The sequence below is a fragment of the Natronococcus sp. A-GB7 genome, from assembly GCF_029688865.1.
Taxonomy (GTDB): domain Archaea; phylum Halobacteriota; class Halobacteria; order Halobacteriales; family Natrialbaceae; genus Natronococcus.
Map to the genome: position 1 here is coordinate 17115 of NZ_JARUKV010000001.1, position 23293 is coordinate 40407.

Annotated in this window: 26 protein-coding genes and 1 tRNA gene; 14 read left to right on the forward strand and 13 right to left on the reverse strand. The window is 66.8% G+C overall.

Translation table 11 applies throughout. From position 1 onward, the window contains the following. The first annotated feature begins 4 nt into the window (after positions 1–4). The gene (locus QA609_RS00095; RefSeq protein WP_278300548.1) at positions 5–907 is read left to right on the forward strand and encodes a CbiX/SirB N-terminal domain-containing protein; all 903 of its coding nucleotides are present in this window, start codon (positions 5–7) and stop codon (positions 905–907) included. Between the two features lie 2 nt (positions 908–909). Beyond that, positions 910–2034 (forward strand): DR2241 family protein, encoded by a 1125-nt coding sequence (locus QA609_RS00100; RefSeq protein WP_278300549.1) that lies wholly within the window; start codon positions 910–912, stop codon positions 2032–2034. A 2-nt stretch (positions 2035–2036) separates the two neighbouring features. Here QA609_RS00100 and QA609_RS00105 read toward each other — a convergent pair whose 3' ends face one another. The 3 genes from QA609_RS00105 to QA609_RS00115 all read right to left on the reverse strand — a co-directional run bounded on the left by QA609_RS00105 (position 2037) and on the right by QA609_RS00115 (position 4335). Beyond that, the gene (locus QA609_RS00105) at positions 2037–2642 is read right to left on the reverse strand and encodes a hypothetical protein (protein ID WP_278300550.1); all 606 of its coding nucleotides are present in this window, start codon (positions 2640–2642) and stop codon (positions 2037–2039) included. Positions 2643–2657: 15 nt separating this feature from the next. Continuing rightward, complete coding sequence (locus tag QA609_RS00110) at positions 2658–2852, reverse strand: methytransferase partner Trm112 (protein WP_005556217.1); 195 nt, start codon at positions 2850–2852, stop codon at positions 2658–2660. A 103-nt stretch (positions 2853–2955) separates the two neighbouring features. After that, positions 2956–4335 carry an adenylosuccinate synthase gene (locus QA609_RS00115; RefSeq protein ID WP_278300551.1) on the reverse strand — a complete coding sequence of 460 codons (1380 nt, stop codon included), beginning with the start codon at positions 4333–4335 and terminating at the stop codon, positions 2956–2958. 329 nt (positions 4336–4664) lie between these two features. On the opposite strand from QA609_RS00115, the gene QA609_RS00120 reads away from it, so the two are divergent. After that, on the forward strand, positions 4665–4970 hold the full coding sequence (locus QA609_RS00120; protein WP_005556221.1) for a hypothetical protein: 306 nt from the start codon (positions 4665–4667) through the stop codon (positions 4968–4970). A gap of 73 nt (positions 4971–5043) precedes the next feature. On the opposite strand, the gene QA609_RS00125 is transcribed toward QA609_RS00120, so the two are convergent. The 4 genes from QA609_RS00125 to QA609_RS00140 all read right to left on the reverse strand — a co-directional run bounded on the left by QA609_RS00125 (position 5044) and on the right by QA609_RS00140 (position 8974). Further along, complete coding sequence (locus QA609_RS00125) at positions 5044–6852, reverse strand: hypothetical protein (protein ID WP_278300552.1); 1809 nt, start codon at positions 6850–6852, stop codon at positions 5044–5046. A gap of 38 nt (positions 6853–6890) precedes the next feature. Further along, a complete protein-coding gene (locus tag QA609_RS00130) occupies positions 6891–7169 on the reverse strand; it encodes a UPF0058 family protein (protein WP_008426477.1) in 279 nt (92 codons plus the stop codon). Between the two features lie 79 nt (positions 7170–7248). Next, positions 7249–8421 carry an ABC transporter ATP-binding protein gene (locus QA609_RS00135; RefSeq protein ID WP_278300553.1) on the reverse strand — a complete coding sequence of 391 codons (1173 nt, stop codon included), beginning with the start codon at positions 8419–8421 and terminating at the stop codon, positions 7249–7251. A gap of 85 nt (positions 8422–8506) precedes the next feature. Beyond that, the gene (locus QA609_RS00140) at positions 8507–8974 is read right to left on the reverse strand and encodes a DUF5793 family protein (RefSeq protein WP_005556229.1); all 468 of its coding nucleotides are present in this window, start codon (positions 8972–8974) and stop codon (positions 8507–8509) included. A gap of 168 nt (positions 8975–9142) precedes the next feature. Here QA609_RS00140 and QA609_RS00145 point away from each other — a divergent pair, with 168 nt between their 5' ends. The 3 genes from QA609_RS00145 (at position 9143) to QA609_RS00155 (ending at position 10629) form a co-directional block, all read left to right on the forward strand. Next, complete coding sequence (locus QA609_RS00145; RefSeq protein WP_278300554.1) at positions 9143–9814, forward strand: class I SAM-dependent methyltransferase; 672 nt, start codon at positions 9143–9145, stop codon at positions 9812–9814. Positions 9815–9845: 31 nt separating this feature from the next. Continuing rightward, positions 9846–9916, forward strand: a tRNA-Gly gene (locus QA609_RS00150). 242 nt (positions 9917–10158) lie between these two features. Next, positions 10159–10629: a hypothetical protein gene (locus QA609_RS00155; protein ID WP_278300555.1), complete on the forward strand. Its 471-nt coding sequence runs from the start codon at positions 10159–10161 to the stop codon at positions 10627–10629. A 261-nt stretch (positions 10630–10890) separates the two neighbouring features. On the opposite strand, the gene QA609_RS00160 is transcribed toward QA609_RS00155, so the two are convergent. Continuing rightward, on the reverse strand, positions 10891–11178 hold the full coding sequence (locus QA609_RS00160; RefSeq protein WP_278300556.1) for an amphi-Trp domain-containing protein: 288 nt from the start codon (positions 11176–11178) through the stop codon (positions 10891–10893). Between the two features lie 164 nt (positions 11179–11342). Here QA609_RS00160 and QA609_RS00165 point away from each other — a divergent pair, with 164 nt between their 5' ends. From QA609_RS00165 to QA609_RS00175, 3 genes are all read left to right on the forward strand, one after another. Beyond that, positions 11343–11909, forward strand: coding sequence for a GNAT family N-acetyltransferase (locus QA609_RS00165; protein ID WP_278300557.1), 567 nt, complete (start codon positions 11343–11345; stop codon positions 11907–11909). A gap of 303 nt (positions 11910–12212) precedes the next feature. Next, entirely contained in the window at positions 12213–13190 is a 978-nt protein-coding gene (fen, locus tag QA609_RS00170) for a flap endonuclease-1 (protein ID WP_278300558.1), read from the forward strand. Positions 13191–13449: 259 nt separating this feature from the next. Then, the gene (locus tag QA609_RS00175; protein ID WP_278300559.1) at positions 13450–13755 is read left to right on the forward strand and encodes a hypothetical protein; all 306 of its coding nucleotides are present in this window, start codon (positions 13450–13452) and stop codon (positions 13753–13755) included. Between the two features lie 115 nt (positions 13756–13870). Here the strand turns inward: QA609_RS00175 and mvaD are convergent, their stop codons facing one another. Next, positions 13871–14848, reverse strand: a complete 978-nt coding sequence (gene mvaD, locus QA609_RS00180; RefSeq protein ID WP_278300560.1) for a phosphomevalonate decarboxylase MvaD — start codon at positions 14846–14848, stop codon at positions 13871–13873. 120 nt (positions 14849–14968) lie between these two features. Here mvaD and nth point away from each other — a divergent pair, with 120 nt between their 5' ends. Both nth and QA609_RS00190 read left to right on the forward strand, forming a co-directional pair. Beyond that, positions 14969–15652 (forward strand): endonuclease III, encoded by a 684-nt coding sequence (gene nth / locus QA609_RS00185; protein ID WP_278300561.1) that lies wholly within the window; start codon positions 14969–14971, stop codon positions 15650–15652. Between the two features lie 88 nt (positions 15653–15740). After that, on the forward strand, positions 15741–15986 hold the full coding sequence (locus QA609_RS00190) for a hypothetical protein (RefSeq protein WP_278300562.1): 246 nt from the start codon (positions 15741–15743) through the stop codon (positions 15984–15986). A 136-nt stretch (positions 15987–16122) separates the two neighbouring features. On the opposite strand, the gene QA609_RS00195 is transcribed toward QA609_RS00190, so the two are convergent. After that, complete coding sequence (locus tag QA609_RS00195; protein ID WP_278300563.1) at positions 16123–16893, reverse strand: ATP-NAD kinase; 771 nt, start codon at positions 16891–16893, stop codon at positions 16123–16125. 43 nt (positions 16894–16936) lie between these two features. Beyond that, positions 16937–18247, reverse strand: a complete 1311-nt coding sequence (locus QA609_RS00200; protein WP_278300564.1) for a M28 family metallopeptidase — start codon at positions 18245–18247, stop codon at positions 16937–16939. A gap of 168 nt (positions 18248–18415) precedes the next feature. On the opposite strand from QA609_RS00200, the gene QA609_RS00205 reads away from it, so the two are divergent. The 3 genes from QA609_RS00205 to QA609_RS00215 all read left to right on the forward strand — a co-directional run bounded on the left by QA609_RS00205 (position 18416) and on the right by QA609_RS00215 (position 20571). Then, positions 18416–19480, forward strand: coding sequence for a polyprenyl synthetase family protein (locus QA609_RS00205; RefSeq protein WP_278300565.1), 1065 nt, complete (start codon positions 18416–18418; stop codon positions 19478–19480). 346 nt (positions 19481–19826) lie between these two features. Further along, the gene (locus QA609_RS00210) at positions 19827–20207 is read left to right on the forward strand and encodes a hypothetical protein (RefSeq protein WP_278300566.1); all 381 of its coding nucleotides are present in this window, start codon (positions 19827–19829) and stop codon (positions 20205–20207) included. Positions 20208–20289: 82 nt separating this feature from the next. Beyond that, positions 20290–20571: a hypothetical protein gene (locus QA609_RS00215; protein ID WP_278300567.1), complete on the forward strand. Its 282-nt coding sequence runs from the start codon at positions 20290–20292 to the stop codon at positions 20569–20571. Here the strand turns inward: QA609_RS00215 and QA609_RS00220 are convergent, their stop codons facing one another. Beyond that, positions 20572–21486 carry a cation diffusion facilitator family transporter gene (locus QA609_RS00220; protein ID WP_278300568.1) on the reverse strand — a complete coding sequence of 305 codons (915 nt, stop codon included), beginning with the start codon at positions 21484–21486 and terminating at the stop codon, positions 20572–20574. It lies immediately after the preceding gene. Between the two features lie 71 nt (positions 21487–21557). Beyond that, positions 21558–23258 carry a methylmalonyl-CoA mutase family protein gene (locus tag QA609_RS00225; protein ID WP_278300569.1) on the reverse strand — a complete coding sequence of 567 codons (1701 nt, stop codon included), beginning with the start codon at positions 23256–23258 and terminating at the stop codon, positions 21558–21560. Positions 23259–23293 lie beyond the last annotated feature (35 nt).

Consider the following 23293-nt stretch of genomic DNA (forward strand, 5'->3'; position numbering starts at 1 on the left):
GCGTATGCAAGCGCTGGTCGTCGCGGCACACGGGTCGCACCTGAATCCGGACGCCTCGGATCCGACCTACGCCCACGCCGACACCGTCCGCGAGACGGGGGCGTTCGACGAGGTCCGCGAGGCGTTCTGGAAGGAGGAACCGCACTTCCGCGAGGTGATCCGCACCCTCGAGTCCGACGAGGTGTTCGTCGTTCCCCTCTTTATCAGCGAGGGGTACTTCACCGAACAGGTGATCCCCCGCGAGCTTCGCCTCGAGGACTGGGATCCCGAGAAGTGGGATTCTGATGGGACCGACGCCTCGCAGGTAACCCTCGAGGCGACCGACGTCGGGAAGACGATCCACTACTGCGGTCCGGTCGGTACCCACGACGCGATGACCGACGTAATCGTCCAGCGCGCCGAGAGCGTCACCGAGGACCCCGACGTCGGCGACGGTGTCGGCCTCGCGGTTGTCGGCCACGGCACCGAGCGAAACGAGAACTCGGCGAAAGCCATCGAGTACCACGCCGACCGAATCCGCGAGCGCGAGCGCTTCGACGAGGTGAAGGCCCTGTTCATGGACGAGGAGCCGGAGGTCGACGACGTCACCGACTTTTTCGAAAGCGACGACGTCGTGGTGGTCCCGCTGTTCGTCGCCGACGGCTACCACACCCAGGAGGACATCCCCGAGGACATGGGGCTGACCGAGGACTACCGCCTGGGGTGGGACGTCCCAGCGGAGGTCGACGGCCACCGGATCTGGTACGCCGGTGCCGTCGGCACCGAGGGACTGATGGCCGACGTCCTCCTCGAGCGGGCGGCCGACGCCGGCGCGGAGCTGGGCGACGCCGTCGAGCGCGTTCGCGCGATGACGGCCGGAAGCGACGGCGCGGCGACCGACGAGTCGGAGCCGAAGGCGGGGGACTGATCGTGGCCGACTCGCTCCCCGACCACGAGTCCCTGCTCGCCGCCGCAGAGGAGGGAGTCGACTTCGACGGCTTCGTCCTCGAGCGAACCGACGACGGGACGTACGCTCTCGAGACGCCCGAGGCTCGCGAAACCACCCTCGAGGAGGGGGAGCTCGAGCGCGCCCTCGAGTCGATCCCGGCGTTCGTCTCGAACTGGCGCTACTGGGACGCGATCGGCGGCGAGGGAACGGCCCGGCGGACCTTCCTCCGGTGGTGCGAGCGGGCGCCGATCGCCGACGCGACGACCGAGGGGCAAACACTCGGGGACGAACCCCTCGAGGTGCCCGAGCGCCACGACGCCCTCGAGGAAGGCATCGTCCGGGAGTGGGGCCAGCTCCGGATCGCCGTCCGGCTGGCCGACGGGGGCGAGGGCGAACGCCGGTACGAGCTCCGCCACGTCGACGACGCCGACCGCGCCCGCGAGGAGCTCGAGCGTCGGGAGGATCCCCGCGACGCCCGTGAGCTCTCGACGTACGACGAGGAGGGGCGCTACCGCCCGCTAAAGACCGCACCGACGCTTCGGTCGGGGTGGGTCCTCCCGGATCTCACGGGCCGAGCGCTCGTCGAGGCGGTCGACTTCTTCTACCCGGCGACGATCGCCAACTGGCACCGCGAGCGACGCGGCGAGCTCGACGTCGACCACTGGCTCGAGACCGCCGAGCGCCAGACGGGGATCTACGACGTGATCGACGAGCTGCCCCGCGAGGCCGTCGACTGGATGGCCGAGGCCTGCTGTGTCGACTCGCAGTGTCTCCGCCGTCGGGAGTGGGAGTACGACGATGACGACGCCCTCGAGGCGCCGGGCGGCGACGGCCCGTTCCCCTGTCGGGAACCCTGTTCGCTCGTCGTCGCGGCCGCGCGCAAGTGGGCGATCCTCGAGTCGGAAGCCGAGCGCACGTACGAACTCGAGCTCACGACGAGCGAACTCAACCAGCTCGCCGAGCTGATCGACGCGGTCGCGGACGGCCGGACCGACGAGATCCGCGAGGCCGACGTCAACGACGGGGCGAACCGCTACCGGGCGCGGTATCTCCGGGCGAAGCGGTTCGACGAGAACGGCGGGCTCGAGGCGACGAAACGGGAGTAAAACTACGGTCGGAATCGCAACCCGACCGCGGCGACGACGGCCACCGCGACGATGGCGAAGACGGCGACTGCGGCCGTTCCGCCGGCCACGGCGGCGACGGCAAGCGCGGACGCGAGCGCGACGACGACGGCCCCGAACGCGATCGCGGCGAGGGCTACCGGTCCCACATCGCCGAGAAGGTCAAGATCGCCAAACAGCGGCTCGGACGGCGACGGCGACTGATCGATCGAGGACTGTTTCGGCTTCGAGAGCGATTCGTCGATCTCGACCCGATCGGGCCCGGGCTCGACGGTGATGGCGATCGCGGCCGACTCGGCGCCGTACCCCGTCGAGACCTCGAGATACCCCTGAACCGACTCCTCGAGACCGCCCGCGTCGACGTCGATCGGAACCGGGGTTCGCGCGTCGGTCTCGACGTAGTAGTTCGACTGGGGGAGCGAGGCGACGCGGGCGAGTTCGTCGTCGAGTCGGCAGTGGACGTGAGTCGGGGAGTCGTGGCCCTCGAGAAGCAGGGTGAACGACTCGGCGGTCTCGAACGTGGCGGTCGCTGCCTCGAGGCGCTCGGGCGAGTCGCGGTTGACGTGGACGGTGACCGCTGGGGTGAACACGGTTCAGTGAGGCGTTCAGGCGGGGGATTTGTCGCGCATGTCCGGCGGCAGCAGGTTCGGGATCCCGTCCTCGACGGGGTATCGCTCGCCACACTCGGTACAGACGAGAGTTCCGTCGATGACCTCGTCGCCCTCGTATTCGGCGTCTTCGAGCTCCAGTTCGTGTTTATCGAGTGGACAGCAGAGGATCTCCAGCAGCGACTCCTTCATACTACGACAGGCGAACGCATACAGCAAAAGGCTTCGGGAACGCCTCGGTGGCGGCCGGATTCCCTCGAGCGCGCCGCCCGCCGAACCGAGACGCCGAGCGGCTCTACTCGTAGGGTTTCTCGACGACGACGGTCTCCTCGCGGCCGGGACCGACGCCGACCGCGTAGATATCGGCCTCGAGCTCGTCGGCGACGTACTCGAGGTAGGTGCGGGCGTTTTCGGGAATCGCCTCGTACCCCTCGTCGGCGACCGCGCTCCAGTCGACGTCGTCCCAGCCGTCGAACGAGCGCAGGTTCGCCTCGCAGCGACCCCACTCCTCGGTCGTCGGTGGCATTGCGAGCAGTTCCTCGCCGTCGAGTTCGTAGCTGTGGCCGACCTTCACCTCATCGAGACCGGCGAGCACGTCGATGTGGTTGATCGCGAGGCCGGTGAAGCCGTTGACGCGCGCGGAGTGGCGCAACATCGGCATGTCGAGCCAGCCGACGCGGCGCGGGCGACCGGTAACGGTCCCGTACTCGCCGCCCTCCTCGCGGATGTACGTCGCGAGCTCCTCGTTCTCGCCGTCGCCCTGTTCGTCGTAGTCGGGCGTATCGCCGACGACGCCGCCGAGTTCGGTCGGCAGCGGGCCGCTCCCGACGCGCGTGAGGTAACCCTTGACGATGCCGATGATCTCGCCGTCTGCGATGACGTTGGGGCTAACTCCCGTGCCGACCGCTGCGCCGCCCGCGGTCGGATTCGAGGAGGTGACGTAGGGGTAGTTCCCGTGGTCGATATCGATGATGGTTCCCTGTGCACCCTCGAACATGACGGTCTCGCCGTCGGCCATCGCGTCCGTGAGGAACGCGCTCGCGTTGACGGTCATGTTCCCCTCGGCGAGGCGCTCACCGATCTCGCGGAACTCCTCGAAGAGCGCGTCGATATCGAACGCGTCCGGGTTCTCGAGGTCCGAGATGTCGGCGCCGTAGACGTCCTCGACGAGCGCGCGCTTCTGTGGCACGACGTACTCGAGTCGATCCCGGAGCACGTCGGGGTCGAGCAGGTCACCGACGCGGACGCCGCGGCGACCGGCTTTGTCCTCGTAGGTCGGGCCGATGCCGCGACCGGTCGTGCCGACTTCCTGATCGTCCTCGCTCTTGACGTCCTCCTCGATACCGTCGAGGACGCGGTGGAACGGCAGGATGACGTGGGCGCGTTCTGCGACCCGAACATCGGGATCGAGGCCCTTCTCACGGAGCGTCTCGATTTCGTCGAACAGCGTCCGTGGGTTGACGACGCAGCCGTTACCCAGCACGCCGACTTTCCCCCGGACGGCGCCGGAGGGAACGAGCGACAGCTTGTACTTCTCGCCGCCGTGAACGACGGTGTGGCCTGCGTTGTCGCCTCCCTGATAGCGGGCGACGACGTCGGCGGCGTCCCCGTAGAGGTCGACGACCCCGCCTTTGCCTTCGTCGCCGAGTTGAGACCCGACGATTGTGACGGTCATAACAGCGGCGGATTCTTGCCCGGTCGATAAACAGATTACGGTCTGTGCGGACGATCAACGGGAACGATATCCACGAACGCGAATAGGCATCGCGACCGAGCGGCTCGAGCGCCGATCGTCCTCCCATCTCCGTGCAACGGCCGCGCGCCCGCCGCCGCTCCCCCGCCGAACCGGTTCAGCGGACCGAACGGGTTCGTGACGGCGACCGCCTGCGGGCACGTGCGACCGGAAGCGTTAACTACTGACAGGAATTGACACACTGTTGAGAGTGGTCGTTTCACTCGCAGAGAGTAACTTTTAAAGGCCCCAAAGACAAGTTAACAAATGCCATGATAGACCGACTAGAGAAGGAAGTCGATATGTTGGAACGACATCTGCAGGTCCTGAAGATGGTTATCGAGAACGAGCCGATCGGGATCGTCAAGATGTCGAACGAGACGGGCTACCCCCACCACAAGGTCCGCTACTCGCTGCGAGTCCTCGAGGAGGAAAACCTCATCGAGCCCTCGAGCCAGGGCGCGATCAAGACCGAGCGCACCGCCGAGTTCGTCGACGACCTCGACGGCAAGATCGACGACATCGTCGACAAGCTCGATGGGATGAAGATCGAAGACGTCGCCGAGATCGAAGGGTAGTCTCTCTTTTCTCGTCGTTTTGTTCGCAGCGTCGGTAGCGTCGCGGACGGTTGCTGGCAAGCGACGACCCGACTTACAGCTCGGGGACGGTCACGTGGAACCCCTCCGATCGCGACTCGGCGAGACAGAGGTGATACCCCGCGTTGTTGACGTAGCTCAGCCGCGAGCCGCGGCTGAGAAAGCCGCTCTTGGTCGCCTCCTCGACGACCTCGAGCGCGCCGGGCTCGAAGTAGCTCCGGGTGACGACGAGCGCGGCCGCCAGCTCCGGGTGGTGGTCGGCGACAGCCGCGGCGTCGGCCGCGACCGCCTCGAGTCGGTCCCGCGAGACTGGCTCCCGGGAGTCGTTCAGTTCAGCCACGAGCAACGGGTGGCCCATCTTGTCGTAGGCGACGACGTCGAACGCGACCGTTTCGGCGCCGTCCTCGGTGCCGGTTCCGGTCGGAACCTCGCTTCGAAGTTCGACGCGGTCGATCCGCGCGAGTCCCTCGTAGAGGTCGCCGAGGGCGTCCGCGCGACCCGTGTCCCGGATCTCGAAGAACAGCTCCGTCGTGAGCCACTCGAGGAACCGAAACTCCATCGAATCGGTCAGTGCCTCGGCGAAGGGGACGCCGTCGACGGTGGCGCCGACGTCGTCGAACCGCGTGTGGTACTCGAGTCGCAGGTTCGCATCCACCTCGCTGCGGTCGACGCGGTCCTCGTGGGCCGTCCCGAGGGTGGGCTGGCTCCGCGAGTCGTACCGGACGAAGAGGTTCGTCTGCGAGAGCGCCTCGTCGATCCCGAGGTCGAGTCCGGACGAGGGTGACTGGCCGCCGCGGGCCTCCTCGAGTTCCGCCTCGAGGCGCTCGATCCGCGTTCGAAGTTCGTCGACGGTCGCCGACAGCTCCTGATTTCGCGCGCGAAGTCGCTCGCGTTCGGCCTCGAGGCGCTCGACAGGGGCCTCGACGTCGCGTTCGGCACCGGGAGCGGACGCCTCCGCGGGCGTCGCCGTCTCGGCCGCGGACGGCTCCTCGGAGTCGGACGGAACGTCGGCGTCCGGTTCCGGCGTCTCCTCGGCGGCGACGGCCTCCGTATCCGGGGCGTCCGCGACGTCACTGGCCCCTTCCGGATCAACCGAGGGAACGGTTCGCGACTCCTGCCATCGCGTCTCGTCCTCCTCGAGGTCGTCCGTCCCGGCCGGTTCGTCGTCGGTCGCACTCTGTGTCCTCGCAGCGGCTGTCGCAGTCGATCCAGCCGGCTCCGGGCCGACGGTCGCCCGCTGCTCGCGATCGGGTTCCGGAGCCGACTCGTCGACCTGCGTATGGGTTTCCAGGGCGCCGGCGTCTCCGGTGTCGGCCGCCGACGGCGCATCGACTGCGTCGGCGACGTCCGTGACCTCGACCTCGACGTCGATCACGTCGTAGATGCCGACCTCGTCGACCGCTCGCTCGTAGGCCTCCTCGCCGACGAGCAGCCGTTCGGCGTTGCCGATGTACGCGATCGCCATCCGTCGGCCGCCGTAGTAGACCAGGTAGTAGTCCCCGCTGAGGACGTTCTCGCTCAGTTCGACGTAACCGGTGAACCCTCCCTCCTGAAGGGTGTCGTCGACCTCCTCGAGAGGCGTCTCGTTCGTGTAGTACTGGCCCCGCGGCGCGCCGCGCTGGGCCTCCATCGAACAGAGCAACGGGAGCGCCCGGTGGGGTGCCTCGTAGACGGTTCCGGAGCCGCCCGCAACCCCCTCGAGTTCGCCGCCGATAACGCCGACGATACGCCCCCCGAGCAGGAATAGCCAGGTGTCGCCGGCGACGACGGCGCCGGAGAAATCGGCGCCGGCCAGCGCGTGAAGATCCCCGTCGAACGGGCGAGAATCCCAGCGCTCGACGCGCTCTTGCGTGCGCGAATCCATACCGCCAACAACCAGGATACGGGACAAATACGTTTCGTCTATATCTTCGACTCGGCGTCCTCGGCGAGTTCCTTCATCCGTTTGCCGATCCGACCGGCGCTCGAGAACTCGTCCTCGCTCATCGCCTTCGCCAGGGCGTTGCCCAGCACGAAGACGGCGTGTTTGTGCTCGCTCTTCGATTTGTGGACGTGTGAGGGATCGACATCGAGCTGGCGGTACGGATCGAACAACTCCTCGTCGACCTCCTCGCGCTCCGAGAAGTACTCCATAATGACGACGAGTTCTTCGTGGAGTTCGAGGAGTTCGTCCTTGTGCATACCCACCTGTAGGGAGGGTTTTGGTTTAAGCATTGTGTGGCGACGCGTCGCAAAACCGTCGCGTCGGACGGAGAGGGGCTCAGTCGGCCGCGACCGAGGGCATGCGCTCGCGCTGGCCGGCGGGGAACCAGGCGAGTTCGTGGTCCGCGGTGACCCGCACCGCGACGCGCTCGTCGAGGTTGATCCGATCGGAGTGGTTGTGCATACACTCGATCGTCTCGCCGGTGTCGAGTTCGACCCGGTAGAGCACGGTCGGCCCGAGATACCGGCGGTAGACCACGGTGCCGTCGGCGGGGGCGTCGGTGTCGGCGGCCGGGTAGGCCGTCACGTCGTCCGGGCGAACGAGTAGATCGACCGAGGTTCCGTTGTACTGCTCGGCGAGGCCGTTGACGTTATCGCGTAACACTCGTCCGAGCGCGGTATCGACGTGGTCTCCCCGTACGTCCCCCGAAAGGAAGCTCGCGTGGCCGAGAAAGCCCGCAACGAAGCGCGACTCGGGCTGCTGGAAGACCTGTTCTGGCGTGTCGATCTGCTCGATGTCGCCCTCGTTCATTACGGCGACCCGGTCGGAGATCGACAGCGCCTCCTCCTGATCGTGGGTGACCGAGACGGCGGTGACGCCGGCGGCCTTGATGATCCGGCGAACCTCCTCGCGCATCTCGACGCGCAGGTCGACGTCCAGGTTCGAGAACGGCTCGTCCAGCAGCAACATCTCGGGTTCGGGCGCCAGCGATCGGGCGAGCGCGATCCGCTGCTGTTGTCCCCCCGAGAGCTCCTCCGGGTAGTCCTCGCCGTGGGCCTCGAGACCGACCAGCTCGAGCAGTTCGTCGACCCGCGCCTCGCGGTCGGGTTCCTCCCACTCCTGCAGTCCGAACGCGACGTTCTCGCGGGCGGTGAGGTGTGGAAACAGCGCGAACTCCTGAAAGACGACTCCCGTTCCGCGTTCCTCTGGCGGGACGAACCGACCCTCGCCTGCGACCGGGGTCTCCTGGAGTCGGACGGTGCCCGCGTTCGGTCGCTCCAGCCCTGCGATCAGGCGCAGTGTCGTCGTTTTCCCGCAGCCGGAGGGACCGAGCAGGGTGAGGATTTCGCCGTCGCGAACGGACAGCGAGAGGTCCGAGATCACGTCCTCGGTACCGTACCGTTTCGCGACGCCATTGAGCTCGAGCACGACGTCTTCGACGGAGTCCGGAGATGGGGTTCTCGACTGTCTTGCGTCGGTCGCCGACGTGAGTTGTTGTCCGTTCGCCATATCGATTTCCGGCGTCTGCCGGCGTACATTCGATTTAGGCGTGCCTAAAACACTTATAATTGCCGGTCGATTCCCGCGGTCCGGGTTAGAGTTCGACGCCGCTGGGGATGAGACTGTGCTGGCGAAGGAGGTTGCCGTCCTCGTCGTAGACCAGGAACGTTCCCTTGTCGTAGCTGACGAACTCCTCGCCGTCGAACAGGATCTCGATCTCGTACCGACCGTCGCCGCTTCCGTTCTCGCCGTAGCCGCGTGCGGCCCGAATGAACCGCAGGACGTTGTCGGCGTCCTCGTTGAGTTCCAGCAGGAACTCGCCTGTGGTTCGGTTGGCGACGCTCACGACGCCGTCGGTTTCCTCTCCGAGCGGGCCCTGGAGACGGAGGGCGGCGTCGGTCTCGCTCGCCTCGAGGACGTCCCCGTCGGGAGCGGTAAGGCGCTCACGGAGTGCCGTCGCTGGACCGGTGAAGTCGATCGATACCGACGGTTTCGCCGGTTCGCCGTCGGTCTCGACCCAGTCGACATTGCTAACGTCCAGTGTGAAGTGCTCGCGCCTCATTCCGTACCCTCGCTTGGTACTCCCGCCGTATGAACGTAACGCAAGACTACTCGGGCCTTCGACAGATCCGTCGACGGAACCGGTTCGCGTGGGCAAACGTAGTTGCAGACGGCGAACGCTCGGCTCATCGAACGCTTTTTGCGCGCTCGCGCTCTCCGTGCGACCGAGATGGACCACCGGCGGGCCGTCCGCGACACGTACGATCGAATCGCGACCCACTTCGCCTCGACCCGCGAGTACGCCTGGCCCGAGGTCGAATCCTTCCTCGAGGAACCCGCTCCGATGGGGGCCGTCGGGCTCGACCTGGGCTGTGGCAACTGCCGCCACGCTCAGCTGCTGGCCGACACCGACGGGATCGACCGCGCGATCGGCCTCGACGTCAGCCGCGGCCTGCTCGAGACCGGGCGCGAACGGGCCCGCGAGCGCGAGTTCGACGTCTCGCTGATCCAGGGCGACGCCTCGAGCCTGCCGCTGGCCGACGACAGCGTCGACGTCGCCGTCTACGTCGCGACTCTGCATCACCTCCCGACGCGAGCGAGCCGACTGGCGAGCCTCGACGAGCTCGCGTGCGTCCTCGCTCCCGGCGGCCGCGCGCTCGTCAGCGCCTGGTCGACCGCCCACGACCGATTCGACGAGACCGAGGGGTTCGACACGACCGTCGAGTGGACCCTCCCCGGCGGCGAGGCCGTCGACCGCTTCTACCACATCTACGACCCCGCGGAGTTCGAGCGCGACCTCGAGGACAGCGACCTCGAGATCGTGGAGTGGGAGCTCTCGAGCGGGAACTGCTACGCGACGGTCGCGAGCGGAGACCGCGTTTCTCGAGCCGAAACGGAATAGCCTTAAACGAGGAACGAAAACGAAAGAGTGCGCGCGGATGGTCTAGTGGTAGGACCTGAGCCTTCCAAGCTCATGGCCCGGGTTCAAATCCCGGTCCGCGCATTTCTGCTGCGAGCAATTCCGCGAGCAGCAGAAATCGCACGAGGGATTTGAAGTAGAGAAGACGCAGCGCGCGAGCGAAGCGAGCGCGACCGTCTTCGCGTAGTTCAAATCCCGGTCCACCTCCTCCAAAAGACGACACCTCGAGCGATCGAACGACCGCTCCTGACTCGAGCACTCTCCCGAATCCACCCCTTGCAGCTCCCGGCACCGCCACTACTGAAACGGCCGTCGGAGGACCGAGTATGGGCACCAGATACGAGGAAGGCGACGTCGTCGCGACGCCCGACGGACGCGGCGTCGTCGCGGCCGTCCTGGCCGAATCGTTCGAGTTCCCACAGAACGGGGACGAGCTCGCCGATGTCTCGGCGAACGACGACCAGCCGGCGTACGTCGTCGGCCTCGAGGCCGTCGGCTCGGCGGTCTACCGGGCGTCGGCCCTCGAGGCGAGCGACCTCGAGGACGAGGACGCAACCCAGGAGACCGACGACGAGGCGCTGACCGAGGTCGTCGACGAGGACGTCAACGGACTCGACGACCTGCCCGAGGGCTGGGATCGGGACAGCGTCCTCGAGTTCTGGTCGTCGATCGGCGGCTCCTGGGAGTCCTGCGTCGACGACGTGACCGACGAGTTCGGGGAGGAACGCGCGAAGGAACACTGCTCGGCGATGAAAGACGAAGTGATTCGAAGCGAGCGCTGGCGAAACCGGTTCTGAGCCGCCCCTCTCGCGGACGGCCGAAGCGGACCCAATCTGTTTTGGGGCCAGGGATATCCGGGAACGTCCCCTCGTACCGAGTGTGGAGTAGCGAGCTCCCACTCTTCATAACCACCTTCAGTATCCGACAGCCGGGGCTATCGCGTTCGGTACCGAATCACGGGGCGACCGACGGACCCGCGGCTGTCGTCTCGAACCAACGTGTCGAAAAAACGGTCATTGCTGTAGACGGTGCCACGGCGGTCCGGGCGGACCGGTCCGTTACTCCTCGTCGGCGTCCGAACTCGGGACGAGCCACTCGAGTTCGATCTCGAGTTCGATCTCGTCGTGGTCGTCGTCCTCGGGTTCGCGCTCGAGTTCGACCTCGAACTCGAGGTTGTCCTCGGGTAACGCGACCGTTACGGAGTCGTCGTCGGTCGAGACCGTCAGCTCCTCGCCGTCCTCGAGTTCGTCCGCGAGGTTGCGCAGCCAGTCGGCGGCCTGTTCGGGTGACTGTTCGAGCTCCGCCTCGAGAAGTTCCTCCTCGTGATCTTCTTCTTCGTCCGTCATCACCCGTACCGAGGCGCCGAGATCGGAAAAATCCGCCCGTTGAATTCGCCACCGTTAGAATCCGAGGCGACGGCAGCCGTGTGGGTACTCCGGTCGTCTCGATCGAGACCGCGTGGGTGGAGGCAGGCGTGACCCTTAGGAGTCGCGTGGACGAACGGTCACCCGTGGAGTACGAACTGTTGGGTTGGCCGCCGGACGGGCCGAAGCTGCGCCTCGACCACGAGTGGTTCAGCTACGCCGGGAAGTTCGTCATGACGAACACCGGCAAGGCCGTCGCGCGCGAGGACGGCGAGGTCGTCGCAGCGATCGCGTTCAACGAGGACCGTACGGACGAGGCGACCCTCTGGCTGCGGTACGTGACGGTCGCCGGCGACCGCCGCGGCGAGGGGATCGGCCCCGAACTCGTCGGGCTGGTTCGGGACCGCGCGACGGAGCGCGGGTACGACCGCCTGCGGATCGCCGTCAACAACCCCTTCGCCTACGAAGCGCTGTACCGAGCGGGCTTCGGTTACACCAGCGAGACGACCGGAATCGCGGAGCTAATCCTCGAGTACCCCGCTCCCGTCGACGATACGGGCAATGAGGGCGCAAACGGCGGACACGCGAGCCGCAAGCGCTACCAGGCGGGACTCGAGGAGTTCCGCGAGCGCGACCTCTCGACCGAGGAGGAGGCGTTCCTCGAGGCCCGTCGGGACCGTGACCCGCCCGATTCGGGCGCTCGCGACGGGTGAGCGGCCCCGCGAGGCAGTCCTCGACCGACCCGGTGGCTGCGGCCGACGGACCACCCGTTCGCTGGCGCGCAGCGGCGCGGCGAGCGCAGCGAGACGCGCCGCGAACCGCGAGGGGCGAGCGAGCCGGCTGGGGAGGGCGCGGCCGTCTCCCCGTGCCCGTGCGAGGCGGTCTCGTCCGCGTCCGTCCTCCCTCCGCGCTCGTGAGGGGGCGTGTGACTCGAGGGACCGGTTCGAGACGTTCGTCGTCGACGGCCACGATACGGAAGCCAACGATTCAAACCCCGACGCGCCCAACGACCACCAATGGGTAACGCTGCACTGCGGGACATCGCGGTCATCGAGGACGTGCCGTTCGACGAGGTCGAGGGGACGATCGCCGTCGACGCCCACAACTGGCTCTACCGCTACCTGACGACGACGGTCAAGTGGACCGCCAGCGAGAAGTACACGACGCCCGACGGCACCGAGGTCGCGAACCTCATCGGCATCGTCCAGGGCGTCGCGCGCTTTTTCGAACACGACGTCACTCCCATCATGGTGTTCGACGGCGGTCCCTCCCAGCTCAAGGAAGACGAGATCGAGTCCCGCCGGGAGCAACGCCGAACGTACGAAGAACAGCTCGAGACCGCCCGCGAGGAGGGCGACGAGGTCGCCATCGCCCAGCTCGAGTCCCGGACCCAGCGGCTGACGCCGACGATTCAGGAGACCAGCCGCGAGCTCCTCGAGCTGCTCGACGTCCCCGTCGTCGAGGCCCCCGCGGAGGGCGAGGCCCAGGCCGCCCACATGGCCAAACGCGGCGACGCCGACTACGTCGGTTCGGAGGACTACGACGCCCTGCTGTTCGGCGCGCCGCTGACGCTGCGCCAGCTGACGAGCAAGGGCGACCCCGAGCTGATGGACCTCGACGCGACCCTCGAACGCCACGACCTCACGCTGGAGCAGCTGATCGATGCGGCGATCCTGATCGGGACGGACTTCAACGAGGGCGTCTCGGGCATCGGCCCGAAGACGGCGATCAGCGAGATCACCGAGCACGGCGACCTCTGGAGCGTCCTGGAGGCCCGCGGGGATACCGTCGAGTACGGCGATCGGGTTCGCCAACTGTTTCGGGAGCCGAACGTCACCGACGACTACAGCCTCGAGACGACGCTCGAGCCGGACCTCGAGGCCGCCCGTGCGTACGTCACCGACGAGTGGGGCGTCGCAGCCGACGAGGTCGAGCGCAGCTTCGAACGCATCGAGGAGCAGGCCACTCAGACGGGACTGGATCGCTGGACGTGAGTCGACGCGGCATCGGGGTCGACGGAGCCGTCCGTCCCTCGTCGGCGACTGTTTCGATGATCGAACGACCGGTTTCGAACGAAACGTGCCGGACATACACAGGTGTCCGCGCCAATCATCAGGAACAATCATCCCATAGTTTCGCCGATCGGATCGCCGTTAGCAGTCGGATAGGTCGCTCGAGACGGCTCGGGGGGATCGCCTTACCTGCGACATAATAATCCGTGGCGTGGCGGTATCCCTGGTCGGGTGAACGCCTATGTCCGAACAGACCGAACGCGGTGGCTCCGAGTCGAACGAGAGTCGTCCGCCGGAGGAACAGCCGCGCGGCTCCCGGTTTGCTCCCGGGGCGTGGATGGCCTCGACCGCCGTCCAGACGGTCGTCATCCTCGTCGGTCTCGCAGTCGTCCTGTTCGCCGTAGGGCAGGCGGTCGGCGCCGACCTCCTCGGTATGATCGGTGACGCGCTCGCCACCCACACCGGACAGTGGCTCGCGGTGGCGGTGCTCGCGTTGATCCTCGTCATCGCGGCGCTGCGAGCGATGAGCTTCGCGCGGCCTCGGTAGCGCGCCGAGTCTAATCCGATCGACGTAGTCGTCGCTCACCCATTCTTTACACGAACGATCCCGAGAAGCGGCGTCTCCGACCGTCGAACAGCCGAGTTTCGATCCGAGCGCTCGCTCAGAACAGGTGGTCGTCGACAGTCCGCGCCGGGCCGCCGACGTCCCAGACCATCGTCTCGACTCCGCAGTCGCTCACTTCGTCCTCGATGCGGTCGACGTACTCTTCGGTAGTGTTGACGTAGACGCTCGCACCGGTGTCCGTCGAGAAGTAGACCGGCACGTCCTCCTCCTCGCGAAGCTGGCGCACCCGGTTGAAGATCTCGAGGGTGGCCGGCTGCCAGTAGACCCATCCCGACGGGCCGGTCATGGTTGTCGCGGCCAGGGACAGCGAGTCGTGCTCGGCGAGTTCGAAGACCCGATCGAACTCGTTACTACGGAGTGCGTCGCGCATCTCCGCGATCTGGCCGTGAATGTGGGCGTTGCGGGCCTGGAACATGTGGCTGTCGGCGGCCTCGTCGTGGGCGTCCTCGGTCTCCTTGTGGTAGGGGACGAGTCCGACCACGATCTTGACGTCCTCGTCGAGGTCACTCGGAATTTCCTTGGAGCGACAGTCCTCGTCGTTCAGCCCGGTGTGAAGCTGGGAGAACGAGCCCGTCACCGCACGCGAGGCCGAGGCCGACCCCACGCGGGCGATCGTCGATACCGTCTCCAGGTCGGCCTCGAGGCCCGCGGCCTCGGAGAGCGCCATCGCCGCGGCCGCAAAGCCCGACGACGAGGAGCCCAGCCCGACGTTCGTCGGGAAGCTGTTCTCGCTCTCGAGCCGAACGGGATCGTCGGCGTGGTCGGCGTCAGCCTGCTCTCGAACCTTCGCGACGACGCTGTCGACCCGCTCGGCGGCCCGACCCTCGAGAGTCTCGCCGTCGACGACGAACGTGTCGGCGTCGAACTCGCTCGAGAACTCGACGGTCGTCTTCGTGTGACTGGGCGCCGTACAGAGGCTGATGCTGTCGTGGTACGGCAGGCGCTTCTCGTCGTCGCGCATCCCGTGGTACTTGACGAGTCCCTGGATGGGGTGGGCGATCGCGGTCGCTTTCATACCGGATAGCTGGCCGAAGCGCGCTTAAAACCCACGGCATCCGGGTGCTCGCCGAGTCGGGTGGCGAGCCGAGGCTCGCGGAACCGAACCCCTGAAATGGACGCCATCGAAAGACGGCCCATGGGAACCCCGCTCGAGACCCCCGAGGAGCAGGCCGTCGAGGTCGTCGATCGGCTCGAGGCCGAGTACCCCGACTCGACGATCTCGCTGCGGTACTCGAACCGACTCGAACTGCTGATCGCCGTGATCCTCTCGGCGCAGTGTACCGACGAGCGCGTCAACAGCGAGACCGAGCACCTCTTCGAGAAGTACGACGGCGCCGAGGACTACGTCGCCGTCGACGAGGAGGAACTCGCCGAAGACCTGAACTCGATTACCTACTACAACAGCAAGGCCGGCTACATCAAGAGCTCCTGCGAGACGATCCTCGAGGAACACGACGGCGAGGTGCCCGACACGATGGACGAGCTGACCGAGCTGTCGGGGGTCGGTCGGAAGACCGCGAACGTCGTGCTCCAGCACGGCCACGACGTCGTCGAGGGGATCGTCGTCGACACCCACGTCCAGCGGCTCTCTCGCCGACTCGGGCTCACGGAGGAGGAGCGCCCGGAGGCGATCGAGCAGGAGCTGATAGAGCTCGTTCCGGAGGGGTACTGGCAGCAGTTTACGCACCTCTGTATCGATCACGGGCGAGCGACCTGTACAGCCCGGAATCCCGACTGTAGCGACTGCGTGCTCGCGGATATCTGTCCCTCAGAAAAGGGTGACAGCGAGGTCGACCTCGCCTCGGGCGAGCCCTGGTAGCCGCGCCGATCGGAGCCGTCGATCGCAGCCGTCCGTTGCAAGCCCAACGTCTTTTCGCCGTCCGCGTGAATCCACGCCCGAGATCACTATGTCCGACAACGACGAAACCGGTAAGGACGAGCACGGACGGGACGTCGAGTTGACCCACGAGGACGCGGACGCCGAGGGCGAGAACGAGGAGGAACTGACCGAGGAGGAGAAGGAAGCTCGCGAACGACAGGACGAGGAGCAGCGCCGTCAGGACATCGAGCACAAGTCCGACGACCGCGAGGACGACGCTCTCGAGCACCAGAACCCGGACAACCACCGCGACGAGGAACCCTTCGAGAGCTAACGTTCGTTTCCGCCGTCTCGCACGTTTGCCTTCTTTTGTCCTCTCGGCCGGAATCGGTTGTTCGACAAATTATTCGTATCCCTGACTACCTCGAGCAGTCGGATCCGGGACCGGCGCTCGAGGCGGTTGAGCCGAGCTATCGCCGGCAGTCCGCCGGCGGAACCAGCGTTCGGAGTTCGTCCTCGAACGTCAGTCCGACCGGCGAGCCCACGGGAACGGACCGAACCGAGCGGTCGTCGACGACTAGCGTGACGGGACCTTCGTCGCGTTCGACCCGCCACTCGAGTTCGGGCGGGAGCACCCACTGGCGAGCGTGCGTCGCGAACGGCGCGATCGGGGCGACAGCGACGGCCTCGAGCGCGGGCGAGAGTTCGGGCGCGTCGACGGCGCTCGCGTAGCCGTGAGTACCGGCGGGCGTCGCCGCGACGACGCCGTCCGCACGGAACGAGCCGATGAGTTCGTCGCCCGATCGGACGCTGTACTCCGAAATCTTGGCCGGCTCCGCGGTCACCAGCGTGACGTCGAACAGTCCGCGGTAGCGCTCGCCCTCGAGGGCGACCTCGAAGATCGGATGCGAGCGAACGCGGGCGGTAGCCGAGAGGATCGTCTCGAGTGCGTCCGAGACCCGCTCGGTTGCGACCGACTCGAGGCCGAGGTCCTCCCCGACCGGGAGTACCGGAGCGTCGGGACGCTCGCGGGCGAGTGCCGACAGCGCGCGCTCGCCGACGGCGACCAGCACCGAGGCGTCGGCCTCCGTCAGCGTCGCCGCCGATCCTTCGACGACGGTCGACCCCGTGCGCCCGAGGGCGCCACTCAGCGAGTCGGCGATTGCGCTCCGACGGGCGGCTTCCTCGGCGACGATCCCGACGACGGCATCGTCCTCGGGCGGTTCCCACGCGACGTCCATGGCTCGGCGTTCGCGCGGCCGATCCAAAAGGATACGGTTCCCGCTACTCGTCGTACGGCCAGTCACCGGTCACCCGCATCCCCTCGGCGAGATCCTGTGCCTCGAGGTCGGCGGCGATCTCCTCGGGCGAGCGGCGCTCGACGGTTCGGTCCTCGCTCGCCAGATCGACCACGAGATCCGTCAGGAGGATCGCCTGCTCGCGCAGGTCGCGCTTCTCGAGCTTGTCGAGCGTGTCGGCGAACGTGTGGCCCCAGCCGCGGCCCACGTCGCCGGAGGTGGACATGACGTGGTAGCCCGGAACGCCCCACTGGACGAACGGCCAGTGGTCGCTGTGTGGGCCGAGTCGCGGGACGACGTCGACGGGGTGATCGTACCGATCGGCGACCGTCTCGACGGCGTCCTCGAGCCCGTCGAAGCCGTGGGTCGTGAACTCGAGCGTTCGAGCGCGGACGACGCCGTCGTTGTTGACGATCGCCGCGATCGAGTCGTGGTCGGCCGTCTCGGCGTGGTAGTTCGAACCGACCAGTCCGACCTCCTCGGCGCCGTAGGCGACGAACTCGATACGAGTCTCGAGTTCGTCCTCCCGGTCGGCGAGCGCGTTCGCGAGTTCGACGACCATCGCGGTGCCCGCACCGTTGTCCAGCGCCCCCTCGGCGATGTCGTGAGCGTCGACGTGGCTCGTCACGAGCACGCGCTCGTCGGTGTCGGGGCCGAGTTCGGCGTGGACGTTCTGGCTCTCCGCATCGTAGACGCCGGCCTCGACCGAGACCTCGATCGGTTCGCCGTCGAATCGGCGGGCCAGGCGCGCCCCGACCTCGCTCGAGACGCCGACGGCGGGAATCTCGCCGATCGGGTCCTCTTCCGTTCCAACGCTGCCCGTCGGCGGGAGACAGCCCTCGACGTGATTCCGGTAGACGAAGCCGACGGCGCCGTTCTCGACGGCGTGGTAGTACTTCTCCCGGCGGTGGACGTACCGATCCGCGTAGCTGGGAATGTCGCTGCGGACCATGACGACTTTTCCCTCGAGGTCGGCGTCCTCGAAGTCCTCGGGGAGGCCGTACCCCAGATCGACCAGCGGCGCCTCGACGCCGTTGGAAGGGCTGCGCGGCAGCGCGATACAGTCCTGAGTCGTCTCGCCGGCGGCGATCGAACTCTCGCCGCGGCTCCAGCCCTGGATCTCGAAGGGCTCGAGCCTGGCGTTTTCGGCGCCGGCCTCGGCGAGGGCGTCGCGGGTCAGCTCGGCGGCCTCGCGCTCGCCCGCGCTGCCGGCCATCCGATTCCCGATGTCGACCAGGTCCTCGAGGTGATTCCATCCGACATCGCTTCGAAACAGCTCGCCGATCCACGTACTCATGCTCGCATCGTCTCCCCGCCGCCGTGTAACGGTATCGGCTTCGACGACCGCGAGTACGCTAGTTGACATTTCGTCACGGCGTGGCACTCCCACGAGCGCGACCGTTCGCGAGTGTGGGGAGACACGAGGAACTGAATCTTTTTTACCTCGCTCCCACTCGGGGGTGGTATGCGGGAGACGCTTGCCGAGTGGCAGCCGGCTATCGACGAGGCGATCGCCGATCTCGTACCGCGCGAGGTCGAGGGGGAGTACCTCGAGGACTTCTTCGGCGAGCCGACCTACGAGTACGACCCGGAGGGGATCCAGCGGGCGCTGTCCGACCCGCTCTGGGAGCTGCTCGATCGGGGCGGCAAACGCTGGCGAGCCGTACTGTTTCTGGTCTTCATCGACGCGTTCGGCGAGGATCCCGAGGAGTACCTGCGCTACGCCTGCATTCCGGAGATTCTGCACAACGGGACGATCATCGTCGACGACGTCGAGGACGAGGCCGCGATGCGTCGGGGGGAGCCCGCCTTGCACCATGTCTTCGACGAGGATATCGCGCTCAACGCGGGTAACGCGATGTACTTCCTGCCGCTGAAGATCCTGACCAGAGAGCAGGCGGAGCTGCCGGCCGAGCAGCGGCTGGCCGCCTACGAGATGCTGATGGACGAACTCAACCGGACCCACCTCGGCCAGGGGATGGACATCTGCTGGCACAACGAGAGCGAGGTGCGAGTTACGCCGGAGCAGTATCTCGAGATGTGCGCCTGCAAGACCGGCTGTCTGGGGCGGATCGTCGCCCGGCTGGCGGCGATCCTCACCGACCAGCCCGCCGACGTCGAGGAGGCCGTCGCCAGCTACGCCGAGTTGACCGCCGTCGCCTTCCAGATCGGCGACGACATCTTAGACGTCGAGAACTCGCTTGGCCGGGCCGGGGAGTTCGGCAAGGAGTTCGGTAACGACGTCCGCGAGGGGAAGAAGACGCTGCTGGTGATCCACGCTGTCGAGGAGAGCGACCCCGAAACCGCCGCACGGCTCGAAGCGATCCTCGAGGCCGACGAGAACACCGACGAGGAGATCGGCGAGGCGCTGTCGATCTTAGAGGAGGCCGGCAGCATCGAGTACGCCCGCGAGCACGCCCTCGAGCTGGCGGCCGAGGCTCGCGCGGCGATCGACGGGCTCGAGTTCGATCCCGAAAACGAGCGAAAGCTCCGCGAGTTTACGGAGTTCGTCATCGATCGGGACGTCTGAGGAAGCGAGCCCCGTCCGTCAGCACCGAACTCGGCCAGCTACCACCGACCCGTTTTCGGTCGAGCTCACCAGTCCCGATCACGATAGCCCAACAGAAGCATATTTGACCAGTTCGCAACTCGACCGGTATGCCCGTTTTCGAGTGGACGGACGGCGTACTCTCCACGGGATTCGCCCCCGGACTCTTCGCACTGACCGCGTACAGTTCGTACAAGGGCGACACGAACGAGAACTCGGTCGGAACGTAGCTCGGAGGGACGTCTCGGGCGACGACGACGCGCCCACGGCATCGGTCCGTTCGGATCGGTTCGGGTAGATACTACACGCAGGAGGTCGTACGACCGATGTGACCGATCGTTCGATCGAAACCGAACAGCCGCCCACTTCGAGCCCCTGGCCTGTTCTGATCGCGACCGGACTCGTCCTCTCGGAGGTCGGCATCCTCGTCGATCTCCTTCCGATCGCGATCGGCGGCCTCGTGCTCTTCGCGTCGAGCGTCACCGGCTTCATCACGGAGTCGGACCACGTCTCGAGCCCATGGCCGCTCGCGATCGGCTTCGGCGCCCTCTTCGTCGTGCTGGGGGCGGGGCTGTACGCTGCCGGCACGGAGCAGGTCGCCGCCGGCAGCGACGACCCGTTCGGCCTCGCGACCCGCGGCGTCGCGATCGTGGCTGCCGGCCTCGTGACGATCGTCGGCGCCGCCGTCTTGCGGTACCGTCGCGGCTAGCCGTCCACGACGAACGCGGCCTACCCGTGTGTCCACACGAGAAACCGACAAAAGTCTATAGTCCGCCGTCGAACCGCCGGGCGTGGCTACCGACTCCGACCGACGCGGCGGCCGACCGCTCGAAGGACCGCGTCTCGTCGTCGGCCTCGGACTCGCGCTCATCGCCGCATCGGCCGTCGTCGGTGCGCTCGTCGGCTACGCGCTGGCGGCGTGGCGAGGTCTCGAGGCGGTGACCGTCCTCGAGATCACGTTCGTCGTCTCGCCGACGATGGGAGCGCTGTACGCCGGCGTTGCCGTCGGGGTCTTTCTGGTGACCCTGGCGTTCGTGTTCGCGTCGATCGCACACCTCGAGGACGGCGACTGATCAGGCCGACTCGGCCTCGACGTAGATCCGGTCGGCCTCGGGGACCTGCTCCCTGATCGCGTCCTCGACGGCGTCGACCGTTCGCTCGAGGTCGGCCGTCTCCAGATCCGACCGGAACCGGACGTCACACGCTACGAGTACCGACTCCGGACCCAGATGCATCGTCCGCAGATCGAGCAGTTCCTCGACGTCCTCGACCGCGCGGATCGCGTCGACGATCGCGATCCGCTCGCGGCGGGTCACGCCCTCGCCGACGATGAGGCTGCGGCTCTCCCAGGCCAGCGCCAGCGCCAGTCCCATCAACAGGAGCCCGATGACGATACTCGCTGCCGCGTCGTAGACGACCGCGCCGGTGCGGTCGGTGAGGTAGATCCCGAGAATCGCGACACTCACGCCGACGACTGCGACGAAGTTCTCCGTGGCCGCGGTCAGCAGCGAGGGGTCCTTGGAGCGACGGAACGTCTCGAACATGGAGCCGAACCCCTTCGCCTCGCGCTCGGACTGCATGCCGCCGTAGGAGGTGTACAGCGCGTAGGACTCGAACAGAAGCGCTACGCCGAGAACGATGTAGTTGATCGTCACGTCGACGTCGGCGGCGGATCCGCCGGCCTCGAGCGCGGCGTACCCCTCCCGGACCGAGGCGAAGCCGGCGATCCCGAACAGGAGCACGGTGACGACGAACGCGAAGAAGTACTGCTCCTTCCCGCGGCCGAACGGGTGTTTGCGGCTCGCGCCCTCCTCGCTGAGCCGAAAGCCGAGCAACAACAGCCCCTGGTTGGCCACGTCGGCGAGCGAGTAGTACGTCTGGCTCAGCATGCTCACGTTGCCCGTCAGCAGGTAGGCGACGAACTTCGCGATCGCGATCGCGGTACTCGCGACCAGCGAGACGAGGACGACGAAACGCGTCGAGACCATCCGGTAGCCACCTCTCGGCGCATCACTAAGAACGCAGGGAATCGTCGAGCGGGCGGGCGGCCGAACGGCGCTCAGGCCAGGCCGATCTGCTCGCTGTAGGCGCCGTGCTCGGCCTCGAAGACGTCCATGATTTCGCCCATCGTCGCGTACGCCTTCACCGCGTCGACGATGTACGGCATCGTGTTCTCGCCGCGGTCGATCGCTCCCTCGAGGGCCTCGAGCGTCGCCTCGACTTCGCTGTCGTCACGCTCGCTCTTGACCTCCTCGAGTCGACCCAGCTGGCGGTCGGCCGTCCCCTCGTCGACCTGGAGGATATCCGGGCTGGTGTCCTCCTCGATCGTGTACTGGTTGACGCCGACGACGACCTCCTCGCCGCGTTCGACACGTTCCTGGTACTCGTAGGAGGCCTCCTGGATCTCCCGCAGGAAGTAGCCCTGATCGATCCCCTCGAGGATGCCGTCCCGGACCGAGCCCTCGCCCATCTCGCGGATCTCCTCGATGTACTCCATCGCGCGCCGCTCGGTCTCGTCGGTCAGCGCCTCGACGGCGAAGCTCCCGCCCAGCGGATCGACGATGTCGGCGGCGCCGGACTCCTCGGCGATGATCTGCTGGGTGCGAAGCGCTACCCGCACCGCCTTCTCGCCGGGCAGGGCCAGCGCCTCGTCGAAGCTGTTGGTGTGCAGCGACTGGGTCCCCCCGAGGACGCCCGCAAGCGCCTGGATCGTCACGCGGGCGACGTTGTTCAGCGGCTGCTGGGCGGTCAGGGACTGACCCGCCGTCTGCGTGTGGAATTTGAGCCGCTTGGATTCGGCCTTCTCGGCGTCGTACCAGTCGTCCATCACGCGGGCGTAGATCCGGCGTGCGGCGCGGTACTTCGCGATCTCCTCGAAGAAGGAGTTGTGGCAGTTGAAGAAAAAGGAGAGGCGAGGGGCAAAGTCGTCGACCTCGAGGCCCCGATCGATCGCGTCCTCGACGTAGCCGAACCCGTCGGCCAGCGTAAAGGCAAGCTCCTGGACCGCGGTCGAGCCGGCCTCGCGGATGTGATACCCCGAGATCGAGACGGGGTGGAACTTCGGCGTCTGTTCGGTCGAGAACTCGATCGTGTCGGTCACGAGATCCAGCGAGGGCTCGGGCGGGATCACCCACTCCTTCTGGGCGATGAACTCCTTGAACATGTCGTTCTGAAGGGTGCCGCGGATCTTCTCGCGGGGGACGCCCTGATCGTCGGCCAGCGCGATGTACATCGCGTAGATCACCGGCGCGGAAGGGTTGATCGTAAACGACGTCGAAATCTCCTCCAGGTCGATCCCGTCGAAGAGGATCTCCATGTCCCGCAGCGTGTCGACCGCGACGCCCTCCTTGCCGATCTCGCCCTCGCTCATCGGGTCGTCCGAGTCCAGCCCCATCAGCGTCGGCATGTCGAACGCCGTCGACAGCCCGGTCTGACCCTCGTCGATCAGGTAGTGAAAGCGTTCGTTGGTCTCCTCGGCGGTCCCGAAGCCGGCGAACTGGCGCATCGTCCAGGTGCGCCCGCGGTACATCGTCGGGTACGGTCCTCGAGTGTAGGGCTCCTCGCCCGGAAACCCGAGATCCTCGAGGTAGTCCAGATCGCTCACGTCCTCGGGCGTGTAGAGCCGATCGACCTCGAGGTTCGAGACGGTCGCGAACCGGTCCTGGCGCTCGCCGTGGGCCTCGAGCGTCGCCTCGAGGGTTTCTTCTTCCCACTCCTCGCCGGCCTGGCGGATCGACTCGAGATCCTCATCGTCGTACATGATCGTAATTTTTGCCGGACGATCCATTAAGGATT

What these genes read in the sequence shown, in the direction of transcription:
- QA609_RS00155 (WP_278300555.1), top strand. Translation starts at nt 10,159, where the DNA reads ATGGGCACCAGATACGAGGAAGGCGACGTCGTCGCGACGCCCGACGGA.
- QA609_RS00125 (WP_278300552.1), bottom strand. Translation starts at nt 6,852, where the DNA reads ATGGATTCGCGCACGCAAGAGCGCGTCGAGCGCTGGGATTCTCGCCCG.
- QA609_RS00135 (WP_278300553.1), bottom strand. Translation starts at nt 8,421, where the DNA reads ATGGCGAACGGACAACAACTCACGTCGGCGACCGACGCAAGACAGTCG.
- QA609_RS00110 (WP_005556217.1), bottom strand. Translation starts at nt 2,852, where the DNA reads ATGAAGGAGTCGCTGCTGGAGATCCTCTGCTGTCCACTCGATAAACAC.
- mvaD (WP_278300560.1), bottom strand. Translation starts at nt 14,848, where the DNA reads ATGAAAGCGACCGCGATCGCCCACCCCATCCAGGGACTCGTCAAGTAC.
- QA609_RS00195 (WP_278300563.1), bottom strand. Translation starts at nt 16,893, where the DNA reads ATGGACGTCGCGTGGGAACCGCCCGAGGACGATGCCGTCGTCGGGATC.
- QA609_RS00140 (WP_005556229.1), bottom strand. Translation starts at nt 8,974, where the DNA reads ATGAGGCGCGAGCACTTCACACTGGACGTTAGCAATGTCGACTGGGTC.
- QA609_RS00190 (WP_278300562.1), top strand. Translation starts at nt 15,741, where the DNA reads ATGTCCGACAACGACGAAACCGGTAAGGACGAGCACGGACGGGACGTC.
- QA609_RS00115 (WP_278300551.1), bottom strand. Translation starts at nt 4,335, where the DNA reads ATGACCGTCACAATCGTCGGGTCTCAACTCGGCGACGAAGGCAAAGGC.
- QA609_RS00145 (WP_278300554.1), top strand. Translation starts at nt 9,143, where the DNA reads ATGGACCACCGGCGGGCCGTCCGCGACACGTACGATCGAATCGCGACC.
- QA609_RS00175 (WP_278300559.1), top strand. Translation starts at nt 13,450, where the DNA reads ATGTCCGAACAGACCGAACGCGGTGGCTCCGAGTCGAACGAGAGTCGT.
- QA609_RS00160 (WP_278300556.1), bottom strand. Translation starts at nt 11,178, where the DNA reads ATGACGGACGAAGAAGAAGATCACGAGGAGGAACTTCTCGAGGCGGAG.
- QA609_RS00130 (WP_008426477.1), bottom strand. Translation starts at nt 7,169, where the DNA reads ATGCACAAGGACGAACTCCTCGAACTCCACGAAGAACTCGTCGTCATT.
- QA609_RS00200 (WP_278300564.1), bottom strand. Translation starts at nt 18,247, where the DNA reads ATGAGTACGTGGATCGGCGAGCTGTTTCGAAGCGATGTCGGATGGAAT.
- fen (WP_278300558.1), top strand. Translation starts at nt 12,213, where the DNA reads ATGGGTAACGCTGCACTGCGGGACATCGCGGTCATCGAGGACGTGCCG.
- nth (WP_278300561.1), top strand. Translation starts at nt 14,969, where the DNA reads ATGGGAACCCCGCTCGAGACCCCCGAGGAGCAGGCCGTCGAGGTCGTC.
- QA609_RS00095 (WP_278300548.1), top strand. Translation starts at nt 5, where the DNA reads ATGCAAGCGCTGGTCGTCGCGGCACACGGGTCGCACCTGAATCCGGAC.
- QA609_RS00205 (WP_278300565.1), top strand. Translation starts at nt 18,416, where the DNA reads ATGCGGGAGACGCTTGCCGAGTGGCAGCCGGCTATCGACGAGGCGATC.
- QA609_RS00225 (WP_278300569.1), bottom strand. Translation starts at nt 23,258, where the DNA reads ATGTACGACGATGAGGATCTCGAGTCGATCCGCCAGGCCGGCGAGGAG.
- QA609_RS00220 (WP_278300568.1), bottom strand. Translation starts at nt 21,486, where the DNA reads ATGGTCTCGACGCGTTTCGTCGTCCTCGTCTCGCTGGTCGCGAGTACC.
- QA609_RS00120 (WP_005556221.1), top strand. Translation starts at nt 4,665, where the DNA reads ATGATAGACCGACTAGAGAAGGAAGTCGATATGTTGGAACGACATCTG.